This window comes from Ligilactobacillus agilis (genome assembly GCF_025311475.1).
GTDB classification, from domain to species: domain Bacteria; phylum Bacillota; class Bacilli; order Lactobacillales; family Lactobacillaceae; genus Ligilactobacillus; species Ligilactobacillus agilis.
This window is the reverse complement of sequence record NZ_CP104397.1, coordinates 1,775,917-1,788,803: the sequence shown is the minus strand read 5'-3', so window position 1 is coordinate 1,788,803 and position 12,887 is coordinate 1,775,917. Positions and strand designations below refer to the sequence as shown.

At 41.9% G+C, this 12,887-nt stretch carries 12 protein-coding genes; 8 read left to right on the top strand and 4 right to left on the bottom strand.

What is annotated here, in order from left to right:
- Window positions 1-8 precede the first annotated feature (8 nt).
- The 6 genes from N4597_RS09000 to N4597_RS08975 all read left to right on the top strand — a co-directional run bounded on the left by N4597_RS09000 (window position 9) and on the right by N4597_RS08975 (window position 7,697).
- Window positions 9-554, top strand: a complete 546-nt coding sequence (locus N4597_RS09000; RefSeq protein ID WP_172578622.1) for a dihydrofolate reductase family protein — start codon at window positions 9-11, stop codon at window positions 552-554.
- On the top strand, window positions 541-1,311 hold the full coding sequence (locus N4597_RS08995) for a TIGR02452 family protein (RefSeq protein ID WP_172573255.1): 771 nt from the start codon (window positions 541-543) through the stop codon (window positions 1,309-1,311). Before N4597_RS09000 ends, N4597_RS08995 begins: the two co-directional genes overlap by 14 nt.
- A gap of 123 nt (window positions 1,312-1,434) precedes the next feature.
- On the top strand, window positions 1,435-3,429 hold the full coding sequence (locus N4597_RS08990; protein WP_260903528.1) for an ABC transporter ATP-binding protein/permease: 1,995 nt from the start codon (window positions 1,435-1,437) through the stop codon (window positions 3,427-3,429).
- A 62-nt stretch (window positions 3,430-3,491) separates the two neighbouring features.
- On the top strand, window positions 3,492-4,136 hold the full coding sequence (locus N4597_RS08985; RefSeq protein ID WP_089143717.1) for a TetR/AcrR family transcriptional regulator: 645 nt from the start codon (window positions 3,492-3,494) through the stop codon (window positions 4,134-4,136).
- A 1-nt stretch (window position 4,137) separates the two neighbouring features.
- A complete protein-coding gene (locus N4597_RS08980; RefSeq protein WP_260903527.1) occupies window positions 4,138-5,868 on the top strand; it encodes an ABC transporter ATP-binding protein in 1,731 nt (576 codons plus the stop codon).
- A 20-nt stretch (window positions 5,869-5,888) separates the two neighbouring features.
- Complete coding sequence (locus N4597_RS08975; protein ID WP_260905291.1) at window positions 5,889-7,697, top strand: ABC transporter ATP-binding protein; 1,809 nt, start codon at window positions 5,889-5,891, stop codon at window positions 7,695-7,697.
- A gap of 52 nt (window positions 7,698-7,749) precedes the next feature.
- Here the strand turns inward: N4597_RS08975 and N4597_RS08970 are convergent, their stop codons facing one another.
- Entirely contained in the window at window positions 7,750-8,223 is a 474-nt protein-coding gene (locus N4597_RS08970; RefSeq protein ID WP_260903525.1) for a flavodoxin, read from the bottom strand.
- Window positions 8,224-8,295: 72 nt separating this feature from the next.
- Window positions 8,296-9,876 (bottom strand): potassium/proton antiporter, encoded by a 1,581-nt coding sequence (locus N4597_RS08965; protein WP_260903523.1) that lies wholly within the window; start codon window positions 9,874-9,876, stop codon window positions 8,296-8,298.
- 125 nt (window positions 9,877-10,001) lie between these two features.
- Between N4597_RS08965 and N4597_RS08960 the strand changes: the two genes are divergently transcribed.
- On the top strand, window positions 10,002-10,373 hold the full coding sequence (locus tag N4597_RS08960; protein ID WP_050610861.1) for an iron chaperone: 372 nt from the start codon (window positions 10,002-10,004) through the stop codon (window positions 10,371-10,373).
- 54 nt (window positions 10,374-10,427) lie between these two features.
- On the opposite strand, the gene N4597_RS08955 is transcribed toward N4597_RS08960, so the two are convergent.
- Entirely contained in the window at window positions 10,428-11,186 is a 759-nt protein-coding gene (locus N4597_RS08955; RefSeq protein WP_094130481.1) for an epoxyqueuosine reductase QueH, read from the bottom strand.
- 121 nt (window positions 11,187-11,307) lie between these two features.
- Window positions 11,308-11,667, bottom strand: a complete 360-nt coding sequence (locus tag N4597_RS08950) for a DUF4828 domain-containing protein (RefSeq protein ID WP_050610863.1) — start codon at window positions 11,665-11,667, stop codon at window positions 11,308-11,310.
- Window positions 11,668-11,879: 212 nt separating this feature from the next.
- On the opposite strand from N4597_RS08950, the gene N4597_RS08945 reads away from it, so the two are divergent.
- Window positions 11,880-12,878 (top strand): Gfo/Idh/MocA family protein, encoded by a 999-nt coding sequence (locus N4597_RS08945; RefSeq protein WP_192944637.1) that lies wholly within the window; start codon window positions 11,880-11,882, stop codon window positions 12,876-12,878.
- Window positions 12,879-12,887: the final 9 nt, after the last annotated feature.

Here is a 12,887-nt window from a genome sequence, read left to right as displayed (position 1 = left end):
AAGTTGGGATGGCAGCAAAAATAATCATCTCCTTATTGGTGACTATGGATGGCTTTATTGCAGAAGAAAATCGGAGCAGTAACCAGTTAGAAGAAGCGTTTTTTATCAGACAACCGGCAGGAGTTGAATTGCGGCAGCCTCAAGACTGCGATGTAATTTTAGTGGGACATAACACCTTCGAAAGTTACCGACAGGAGTTAACGGTGGGCAGTTATAGTGACTTACCAGTGGTGGTTTTGGCTAGTGAGCCTTTAAAGTTAACTGCTGCCGAACAAAATGTCAGCTGCATTAAGGGTGAAATCAAGGCGGTAATTACCTACTTAGAGCGTATCGGCCAAGTTGTTTGGGTCATGGGAGGACATGAGCTGATTAACGAACTGACCAGTCAAAATTTAGCTGATGAAATTAGGTTAGTGACTTTGCCGCTAGAATTTGGGACGGGCATTTCCTTATTTAATACAAATTTACCGGCGCCGCAAGTAGAGTTGGCGTCTTTAAAGGAGTACGGAGATATGACTTACTCTATTTGGAGGAAAAAAGATGACGCCAACTGAAAGGAGACAAGCTTTAGGACATAAGGCTATGAATTTATACCAGGTACAAATGTATCAGCTTGAGCAGTCATCTGAGTTGGTGACGTTTGAACCAGATGAAATTCCGACAGATTATGATTACCAAACTAAAATCTACGTTAAGAATGAGAATTTATTGTACCGGCTGCACCAGTTCGGTTCCCAGGTAAAGGTGGGCTGTATGAACTTTGCAGACCCGCTTACTCCCGGGGGAAACTTTATGTTGGGAGTCAATGCGCAAGAAGAAGCAATCTGCCGTAATAGCTTCCTATACCCTGAATTGAAGAAGTATCGGTATACCTACTACCAGCAAAATAAACTATATCCCAATGATTTTTTCTATAGTCCCGCGCTAATCTACGCTAACCAAGTAAAAGTGATTAGGGATGAACGGGAAGATCGAATAGTTATGGGACGACTAGTCGATTTTGTGACGATTGCGGCTCCGAATGTGACTGCGATGAAAGCAGCAAAAATAAAGCTCAATACTAGTAGAATTTACACCGACTTGGAAAATAAAATTTTACGGACCTTACGCATGTTTAAAAACAATGCGGTTACTCACTTGGTATTGGGGGCTTTTGGTTGCGGGGTATTTGGCAACGACCCTAAAATGGTGGCACATGCCTTTAAACAAGTTTTGGCTCGCTTGGAGTTTCAAGGGGCCTTTGCTGAGATATATTTTGATATTTTGGAAAATCCGGTGGCTGAGCAAGCCTTTCGGACGACAATTTTATAGTGCTAAGGGAGTCTTATGGGATTAAGGCTCTTTTTTTCTTGACAGTCAGTTTGAAAAAGCGTAATATGACAATGTGTCATATGACAGATTGTCATATTAAATGATAGAGAAAGGATTGGGCTGATGGCAGTTTTAGAATTAAAGAACGTGACCAAGACCTATAAATTAGCCGGTGGTGGTAGCTTTCAGGCGCTCAAAGGAATTAGTGCTTCCTTTGAAGCGGGAGAATTAGTCGCAATTGTAGGTGAATCCGGTAGCGGGAAATCAACCTTAATGAATACGATTGGAGGTTTGGATTCCGATTTTGGCGGACAAATTATTTATGAAGGTAAGAATTTAGCCACTTACAGTAAGCAAGAGTTAGTGGACTATCACAAGAAAAGTATTGGCTTTATTTTTCAGAACTTTAATTTAATTCCACACTTAAGTTTATTAGATAACGTTGCCATGGCAATGACTTTGTCGAATGTCGATCAAAAAACGAGGGAAGCGCGGGCTAAAGAGCTTTTGAAGCAAGTTGGCCTCGAAGCACATATTTATAAGAAGCCGGACGCAATTTCCGGTGGGCAAAAGCAGCGGGTGGCAATTGCACGGGCTTTGATAAACGATCCTGACATGATAATTGCCGACGAACCGACTGGGGCTTTAGATGCAGAGACAACTGATACGGTGTTAGAGTTGATTAAAGACATTGCCAAAAGTGGTAAGCTTGTTTTAATGGTTACTCACTCGGAAAGGGTAGCTTCGCATTGTAGCCGGGTTTTAAGAATTGATAACGGCCAGTTGTTAGAAGACTTCAGGCAAGAAGAGTTAGTAATTGAAGATAGTCAGAATAAAGAACAAGTTGCAGTTAAGAATATGAGCTGGTATAACGCCTTTAGGTTAGCTTTGCTCAACATGAAGGCTAAGTTTGGTCGTAACGCTTTAGTTGCTGTAGGTTCAAGCATTGGAATTATGTCGGTTGTTTTGATGCTTTCCTTAGGTAAGGGGGTTACTTCCTACGTGAAGTCGACCATGAACTCGTATACCAATCCTAGGGTAACAGAGGTTCATAAGAATGGAACTTCAAACCAAAAGCGGATGGCTACGCAAACTAATGGCAATTCGGCTGCGCAGGCCCAAGCTAACCAAGATATGTTGAAGGCGTTGACGGGTACCGGTAATGATAGTGGTTTTAGTCAAAAGGAGATTAAGAAACTGGCTTCCTTGAAGGATGTGACTAAGGCACAAAAAGGTTTTTCAACCATTTCGCTAGGAACTACGACGGTTAAGTATAAAAATAAAGAGGCAAGCATTGTCCAACTGCAAACAATGTCGTCAGCGGTAACTGATTCCAATATTCGGCAAGGCAAGCGTCCTGGTAAAAATGAAATCTTAATTGATGCTGGGACCGCGGATATCTTGGGGAAGAATATGATTGGCAAGAAGGTTACCCTTCATTTAACCATAGACTCTAAGCAAATTGAAAAGACCTTTAAGGTAGCCGGCACTTACTCACTTTCAGCTAGTGGTTCATCAACGGCGACCATCTTAGCCCGTTATTCCGATTTGGCGAGCCTATATAAGGAAACGGGGACTAACCTAAAGCCTAACGTTATCTACTTAACAGCTAAGGATAAGGATGCAACTAGCCGGGTAAAAGATAAGGTAAAGGACTTGGGTTATAGTGGCTCGATGCAAGAAGCGATGACGGATATGTTTAGCGACATGTTAACCATCATCACCGACGTCTTGACGGGAATTGCGGCTATTTCCCTAATCGTCTCTGCGATTATGATTTTAGTTGTCCTTAACATTTCAGTAGTTGAAAGAACTAAGGAAATTGGGGTCTTAAAGGCATTAGGTGCGCGCCGGAAAGATATTCGCCGCATCTTTGTTTCGGAAGCCTTCTTGATTGGTTTAAGTGCCGGAGCGCTAGGTGACTTGGTAACCTGGATTCTAAGTTTAATTGCTAACCATTTCTCACAAGCGATGTTTGAGATTAACGTGGTGGCAATTACCCCCCAATATGTAATTAGTGGGTTAGTAATCAGTATCCTAATTAGTATGTTAGCCGGAATGATGCCAGCTAACCGTGCTTCTAAATTGGATCCGGTTGATTCATTACGAAAAGAATAGTAACTATGAGAGCTTGTTTTAGGACGGGCTCTTAAATTTGGCATTCAAAAGGAGGATTTTTTATGCCCAAACAAACCTTTTTTAATCTGCCAGCCGAAAAACGGCAACGACTATTAGATGCAGCGCAGGTAGAATTTAGGACCTATAGTTTTAGCGAGGCTTCTATCAGTCACATTATCGAGCGGGCTAATATTTCACGCGGGAGTTTTTATCAGTACTTTGAGGATAAAGCGGATCTGTACGCCTACTACGGACAAATGATGAAAAAAGACTACGGGGCAAAGTTAGTCAAAATTTTGCAGGCTAACCAAGGAGATTACTTTGCTAGTTTTAGAAGCTACATTGACTTAATTGTTGACGAAGTGTTTCAAGGTGATGACGCCTTGTTTTACGCTAAGATGATGGAAGCGCGTAGCTTTGAAGTCTTTCATAAGTTTCACCAAAAGAAAGCGCCTAGGTTAGAAGATGAGCGCGATGCCCGCTTTATCTATCGGTTTGTGGATAAGTCTAAGTTGAACTTAAGTGACTTTGAAGATTTTAAAATGTTGAATAATCTTGTTGTGGGGGGGATATTCCACACGATTATGCAGGGCTTAGTTATGAAACAAGCCCAGGGTAAAGCTGATTTAGAACGCTTAAAGCAAAACTATAAGCGCATGCTCGATTTACTCCAGTATGGAGCGGGGAAAACGGAAGGGAAGTGTTAATGTGATTCGGTTGATGAAAAAATATCTAGATTGGTGGGCAGTCCTAGGAGCGGTAATTTTCTTGGGAATCCAAGTAATGTGTGACCTGTACCTACCCAACCTAACCTCAAGGTTAATTGATAATGGGGTGGCTAAGGGTGATACAGCTTATATTTGGCATGTAGGTGGTCAAATGCTAGGAATTGCATTCGTCGGTCTGATTGCAGCTTTGTTTAACGTATACTTTGCGGCAACTCAAGCTCAAAAGATGGGGATGCGAATCCGGTCAAATATTTTTAAACGGGTGTTATCCTTTAGTAACAAAGAAATTGATGATTTAGGAACCTCTTCATTAATCACGCGGACGACTAATGACGTTTTGCAAATTCAAAATGTAGTGATTATGATGTTACGGATGATGATTCAAGCACCCTTAATGTTACTTGGTGCCGGTTTTATGGCCTTCACAACGGAGCGACGCTTAACCAGCGTTTTTGCCGTTTCTATTCCCCTCTTACTAATTGCGATTGCATTGGTTATGGGTTCAGCGGTTCCGCTCTTTAAGAAACTGCAAAAACAAATTGATAAGATTAACTTGGTCTTTAGAGAGGGGCTGACGGGGGTTCGAGTTATTCGGGCTTTCAACCAAGATGAATTTGAACAAGAACGCTTTGATCAAGCTAACAAAGACTACACACTAACTGGGATTAAGGTTTTTAGCATCGTTTCCTTGATGTTTCCAATTATGACTTTAATCTTAAACGGGACCAATATGGGGATTGTTTGGTTTGGGGGTAAGCTAATCGGTTCAATGGATATGGAAGTTGGTAAATTAGTTTCCTTCATGACTTACGCAGCCATGGTCTTATTTAGTTTTATGATGCTGTCGATGATTTTTGTCTTTATCCCCCGAGCTCAAGCAGCAGCTAGTCGGATTAATGAAGTGCTACAAAAAGAAAATAGCATTGTTGATGCGCCTGTTTCAAAACAAGTTAAGCCGCAAGCACAAGCAAGCCTCGAATATGACCAGGTTTCCTTCCGTTACGCCGGGGCAGAAAAACGTGTCTTAGAAGATTTGAGCTTTAAAATGAAAGCTGGACAAACATTGGCGGTGATTGGTGGTACCGGGGCTGGTAAATCGACCTTGATTAACCTAATTCCGCGTTTATTTGATGTAGAAACCGGGGTGGTTAAAGTTAACGGGCAAGATATCCGCCGCTTAAGCCAAGCCGACTTACATGCCCAAATTGCTTTTGTTCAACAAAAGGCGGTGCTTTTTAAGGGGACGATTCGTTCGAATATGCAGTTTGGAAAAGCCGATGCTAGTGATGAAGAAATCTGGCAAGCCCTGGAGATTGCTCAAGCCAAAGATTTTGTTTCTAAATTAGACGGAGGGCTAGACGCCGTGGTCGAACAAAACGGGGATAACTTCTCTGGCGGACAAAAGCAACGGCTAGCTATTGCACGGGCTTTAATTAAGGACGCATCAATTTATGTCTTTGACGACTCATTTTCAGCGCTAGATTTTAAGACTGATGCTAAGTTACGGCAGGCTTTGAGCGCGGATGAACGAATTAGTCGTGGCATTGTTGTAATTGTAGCCCAAAGAATTTCAACCGTTACCCAAGCGGATAAGATTATTGTCTTAGACGAAGGTAAGGTAGCAGGGATGGGGACGCACGAAGAGTTGAAGCAAACCAACCCAGTCTACCAGGAAATTTTACATTCACAACTAAGAGAGGAGGAAATTTAGTGGGACCACATGGACATCAAATGGGTAAGAAACCCCAAGGGGTAAAAAACTTTTGGGGAACTGTTAAGAGGTTAGTTAACTTTATGGGCCCTTGGAAGTGGAGCTTTTTGGTAGTATTAATCTTTGCGGTGGGCTCAGTTATCTTCCAAATTAGAACGCCTAAAATTTTAGGGGAAGCGACTACCACAATTTTTGCCGGCATCATGAAGGGTTACAAGCAAATGAAGATGGGCCAGCAACTTAGTGCTTATCCAATCGACTTTACCAAGATTAAGCATATTTTGTTGGTGGTAGCGGTAATGTATTTGATTTCTGCGGCCTTGGCTTTTGCACAACAGGTAATTATGGCTAACGTTTCCCAAAAAATTGTGTATAAATTACGTAAAGATTTGAAGGAAAAAATGCAACGCCTACCGATTAATTATTATGATACCCACGAAAACGGGGATATTATGTCCCGGGCTGTTAATGATATGGATAATATCGCAGGGACGTTGCAACAAAGTTTGGCTCAATTAGTAACCAGTGTAGTTACCTTCGTCGGGGTCTTCTTCATGATGTTAAGCATCAGTTGGAAGTTAACCTTGATTGCTTGTATCACAATTCCGCTAGGCCTAATTGTGGTGGCTGTGGTGGCCCCGCGGTCACAAAAGTATTTTGCGGCCCAACAAAAAAGCTTGGGGTTAATTAATAACCAGGTGGAAGAAAATTACGCGGGGCATACAGTGGTTAAAACCTTTAATAAGGAAGCAGCCACGATTGCGGAATTTGAAAAGGAAAATGAAAATTATTACCGGAGTTCTTGGAAGGCGCAGTTTATCTCTGGCTTTATTATGCCTTTGATGAATCTAGTTAAAAATATCGGCTATGTACTAGTGGCAGTTGTCGGGGGGATTCAAGTTGCTAAAGGCCAGGTAACTTTAGGTAACGTTCAAGCCTTTCTACAATACGTTAACCAATTTACGCAGCCGATTACCCAAATAGCCAATATTGCTAATACCATCCAATCAACGGTCGCCTCGGCTGAACGAATTTTTGAACTGCTGGATGAAGAAGAAATGGCGCAAGTTCAAGCCCAAGCAGACGAGCCAAAATTTGCGGCTAATAAGGTCACGTTTGATCACGTTAAATTTGGTTACAGTGATGATAAGATTTTGATGACTGATTTTAATTTAGCGGTTAAACCGGGCCAAATGGTGGCAATCGTTGGGCCAACCGGTGCAGGGAAGACGACCTTGATTAACCTGTTAGAACGGTTCTATGACATCAAAGGAGGAGCAATCCGCTTAGATGGTGTGGATACCAGAAAGTTAAGCCGGGCGGGCTTACGTAAACACTTCGCCATGGTGCTTCAGGATACCTGGTTATTTACGGGGACGATTTACGATAATATCAAATATGGGCGCGAGGATGCTAGCCATGAAGAAATTATTGCGGCTGCTAAGGCTGCCCACGTAGACACCTTTGTAAGGCAGCTACCGGACGGCTATGATACGGTCTTGAACGAGGAAGCAAGCAACATCTCCCAAGGGCAAAGACAGCTAATTACGATTGCGCGTGCTTTCTTGGCTAACCCAGAAATCTTGATTTTAGATGAAGCCACCAGTTCGGTTGATACCCGGACTGAAATCTTGATTCAAAAGGCGATGGAAAAATTATTAGCTGGGCGAACTAGTTTCGTGGTAGCCCACAGGTTATCGACTATTCGTGATGCTGATAACATTATCGTAATGCAGCACGGAAGTATTGTCGAAACTGGTAATCATAGTCAGTTGATGGCCCAGGATGGTTTTTATGCTGACTTATACAACAGTCAATTTGCTCATTAATCCTAACAAAAGAAACTGGAATTTTGCTAACAAAGTTCCAGTTTCTTTTACTTTATAAAGATTTTAGCCAAGTCTCAATTTGAGCTAGGGTGGTGTCGTTTGCAAAGCGATGTGCAGCTTGAATGTTTAGCTGCGGATAGGTTTTGCTTAATTCGCGGACGCTTTTATCGATTGAACTGCTACCAGAAGTACAAAATAGGTAAAGCTTATAGCCGCTTAAATCGTAGGTGTCTAGAAAAGTGTTGATTGCTCTAGGGGCCTGTGACCACCAAAGCGGATAGCCTAAAAAGATTTTTGGTTTGCCGGTTAATTCTAGCTTGAGAAGCTTGAGGTCAGGCCGGGCTGCCGGATTTTCCATTTCTTGGTTAGCCCGACTATTTGGTAGCGTCCAATCTAAATCTTTAGAACTGTATGGCACTGTGACTTGAATAGGGTATGGGCTAGTCTTACAAGCTTGACCAATCAAGTTGGCGACTTTTTCAGTTCGTTTAGTTTGAGAAAAGTAAATAACTAATCTATCATTCATAGGAATCATCTCGCTTTCGCCTTCAGTATAGCACTTAGAGTTAAGTCTAAGTAAAGGCTGTTAGTGAAAAACTTAATGGTATAATACGACCGTGTCGCTAGGTTCGATTACGGTGTTACCATCGGGAATTAGGTTTTCTTCGCCCCGAATAATTAAGGCAATCAACATATTATCGGGTAAATTAAGGGTTGCGATTTTTTGACCGGCCCAAGGGTGGTTAGCGTCGATATTAATTTCGTTAAGGGTTTCGTTACCTTTAGTTTCATAAGCTGGCACACTTAAGATGAGGATGTCACCGCCTAAAATAATGGTATCCCCCTTGGTGATGATGGTTTTGCTATTACGTTTAATCATCAAAGCTAATGAACCGCTTGGTAGGTGAACGTCTTTGATGGGGCGGTTAACCCAGGGGTGGTCTTTAGGAACGAAGAGCCGCATGAGGGTGATGGCAGATTCGGCTTGGTAGTCGTTGAAAGTTTTACGGATATCGTCGCTTTCGTCAATCATGTCTAACTTGGTAGCAACCCAGGGGAGCAGGCTACCTTGGAGGGCAATTGAAAAGAGCGAGACTAAAAAGACGATGTGAAAGAGGTCGTAATTAAGGCTGACTCCGTGGGCAAGTGCAAAGATAGCGAACACACTGGAAGCCGCCCCCCGTAAGCCGGCCCAAGCAACGAGTAAACACTGGTTGATTTTAGCCTTGAAAGGTAAAAGGAGGGTAAATACAGCTAGAGGCCGGGCGATGAAGGTGATAATGATTGCAATTATTAGGGCAGTCGGAATAATTTCTAACATGCGGTGCGGGAAAGTTAGTAAGCCCAATAAGAAAAAGATCAGAATCTGTGCGAGGCTAGTAATCCCGTGGAGGAAGGGAATAATAACCTGTTTATTAGCGATTTGGGCGTTACCGATAATGAGTCCTAGTAGGTAGATGCTCAAAAAGACGTTGCCGGCAGTAACTTCCGTAAGGGCGTAGCAAAGAAGCATCATCCCCATTAAGAAAATAGTTTCTAGCCCCTCTGCAATTAAGTTAGTCTGGGTAAGCAAGTAGACGGCTAACTTAGCGAGGATGAAGCCCCACCAAAGGCCCATGCTGACTTGTAACAGGATTTCCAAGGGAATATTAACCTGCTTGGCCCCGGTGATAAAGCCAATGATTAAGGCCGTAAGTAAATAAGCTACCGGGTCATTACTACCACTTTCAAGTTCCAAAAGCGAGGCGGTATTATATTTTAGGTTAACTTTTTGCTGGTGCAAAATAGCAAAGACACTAGCCGCATCGGTTGATGACAACACCGCCCCAATTAGCAAAGCCTCAAGTAACTTAAAATGTAGCAGGTAAACGGCTAAGACGGTGGTAATTCCTGCGGTAATAATAACCCCTAAAGTTGAGAGGAGCAACGATTTAGGCGCACTTGACTTAGCGACTTTCCACTTGGTATTAAAGCCACCATAAAACATAATGAAAACTAAGGCTAGAGAACAGATTTGATCTGCAAGCCGATAGTTTGAGAAGGGAATTTTAAATAAACCGTCACTTCCAAACAACATTCCAATAAACATGAATAAAATTAACGCCGGTAGTTTAAATTTACCGGCAAATTTTTCTGCCAAAACTGCTAGTAAAATAACTAACGCCCCGAAAAAAAACACTGGTTGCCATAAAGTTCACCATCCCTAAAATAGATTCTCTTTTAAGCATAACATTATTATTAACCTTTTTTAAAGAGACTTGCTTAGGTTATAATTTAAGCAAAAAACTTTAGTAGGTGATGGGAATGGCTTTTTACGACGACTACTTGGCGGGCATTGATAATCTAGAACACCGGCAAAAATTTGCCCAAGTGTTAAAGTGGGTGGAAGCACACTACCCTAACTTGGAGGGGCGGATTGCCTGGAAACAACCGATGTTTACTGACCACGGGACTTTTATTATTGGCTTTAGTGTAGCCAAAGCCCACTTTTCGTTTGCGGGGGAAGCTAAGATTATTACTGTTTTTGAAAAAGAAATTCAACAAGCTGGTCTTTCCTACGGCAAAAAGTTGGTTCGGGTAGGTTTTGATCAAGAGGTTCCTTATGAACTACTAGCCAAGGTAATTGAATTTAACTTAAACGATAAGAAGGATTGCCAAACATTTTGGCGTAAATAAAGCTAGTTTTTATAATCAAAAAGCACGCTTGGTGGCGTGCTTTTTTGATTCTACTTAATTTTGAATGTTAAAACGAATTTCAGGAAAATCACGGGCACCGTCTTTGCCTGCCATAAATGCTAGGGCTTCGCGGCGGATTTTAGAAAAGTCAATGCCCTGGTCCTTGGCGGCAAAGACGCATCCACAATAACACTGACGGTAAACGTCGTACTCATTACACATTTCAACGGAACGTTGATAACCGCCGTTTTTCTTGAAGTCGCTTGGTAAATAGTGGGTGTCATAAAAGTTTTGGACTTCGATGCCAACTTTATTAATGACCTGTGAATTCTTATGGGGACTGATGGTTAGGGCACTGCCGAAGTAGTCAAAGCCAAGTTCGACCGCTTTTTTAGCAACCTTATCGAGGCGGTAGTCAAAACAGGCTTCGCAGCGAGCACCGCCTTCTTTTTCCTTTTCTAAGCCCCGTACTTTTTGAAAGTATTCTTGGGGTTTATATGGAGCTGCTAAGAATGCGACCTGGTTGCCGGTTTTTTCGTTGAAATCGTGAATGAATTTTTGTTGCACGTATTCGCGGCGTTGGTACTCGGCCCGGGGGTGGATGTTAGAGTTAGCATAGTAGACGGTAATATCTGCGAACTGAGTTAGGTATTCCAAGGTATAGGTGCTGCAAGGGGCGCAGCAACTATGGAGTAAAATCTTGGGGCGGGTATTTTCCTTAGCCCAGCGTTGGGTCATTTTTTGCATTACTTTATCGTAGTTAATTTTTTGGTTGGGATTCATCCTGTCCAAAATTTCGTGTAAGTCGATCATAGTCATCATCCTTTAAGAGTGAGCTAGTAGTTAGTTTTCTTAATTATAGCCTAAAAAGTTGACAAAAGAAAAAAGTTATTGGCTTAGCGACTAAACCAATAACCTTAATGACCGGGAAAAATTATTGTAAGGTAAACCTGTAAATTTGGTTATCCGCCTCATCATAAACGCTAACCGGGTGGGCATCGATGGCATCAATTCGTAAGTGGTAACCATAGTTATCTAAAAAGAGCAATTCACGTTCATCGATTTTCTCGACCGTCCCAGCGAGCTTGCGTCCGTCCAAAAGAATATCTAAGTCCATTGTTACCTCTAGCTTATGTTGGTGCTGGCTATTTTGGTCTGTAAAAAACCAAGTGCCTGCGTAAATTAAAGGAAGCGCAGTTGTTGTGATAGCTGCTTTCTTGCGGGTGTGGATGACTTTATTGACTCCCGCTAAAATTGATAGCCCTAAAACTGCGATGCCACTTTTGCGCTTCATTTGTACCCCTCTCTTTGTCTCTACCATAGTTTAAATTTCACTCTCTAATATACCACGAAAATTAGAGAAAAAACTGAAAGTCAAAAAATTTATTTTTCCTGAAATATTTGCCCTTTTTTGTCATAATTTTGTCATGCAAAGCCTTTTTGTATCCGCTTTATATGTAAGTTTGGTAAAATAGACTTAAATAATTATTACGAGGTGAAAAAATAATGTTAAGATTAGGAATTGTGGGAACAAACTGGATTACCAAACGCTTTGTTGATGCTGCCCATGAAAGTGGGTTATTTGAATTACGGGCTGTTTATTCACGTAAACTTGAAAAGGCCCAAGCATTTGCCAAGGATTACCCTAGTGTCCAAGATTTCAAAACAGATTTAGAACAATTTATGGCTAGCCCTAGTTTTGAGGTAGTTTACATTGCTTCACCTAATAGCTTACACTTTAGTCAAGCTAAGGCGGCTATAAAAGCAGGCAAACATGTAATTGTTGAAAAACCAATTTGTCTAAACCCTGGGCAAATGCAGGAATTACGTGAGCTGTTGGCTGAGCATCAGGGGCAATTTTTATTTGAAGCAGCCCGCCATACACACGAACCTAATTATTTGGCGGTTAAGGAGGCGGTTGCTAAGCTTCCTGTAGTTCAAGGTGCTACTTTAACCTATATGAAGTATTCGTCTCGTTACGATGCTTATTTAGCCGGTGAAAATCCCAATATCTTTTCGCCTAAATTTGCGGGGGGAGCTCTACAGGATTTAGGGGTTTACATGGTTCATTGTGCGGTTGGTTGGTTTGGCAAGCCGCTTAATGCTCAATATTTTCCAACTAAACTAGCTAATGGAATAGATGCTAAGGGGGTAGCGATTTTGACCTACCAAGATTTCACTGTGACTTTAAATGTGGGCAAAACCGCTAATTCTTATTTGCCAGGTGAAATCTATGGCCTAAAAGAGACTATTTGGATGGATAACGCAGCCGACTTGAAGCAAGTAGAATTGCGCACGCCAACCGCAACTCGCACTTTAAGCCAAACTCCTGCGGAAAATGAATTATTAGCAGAAGCAGTAGCATTTGGCAAGGTTTTAACTAATCCAGACCTTCCAGAAAATAAAGCGCAAGCACAAGCTTGGTTAGAACAGACGGTAACTGTTAACGAAGTGATGTATCAGTTACGCCAAAGTAGTAACTTGTACTTTGAAGATGAGAACTAAGCAGAAAGG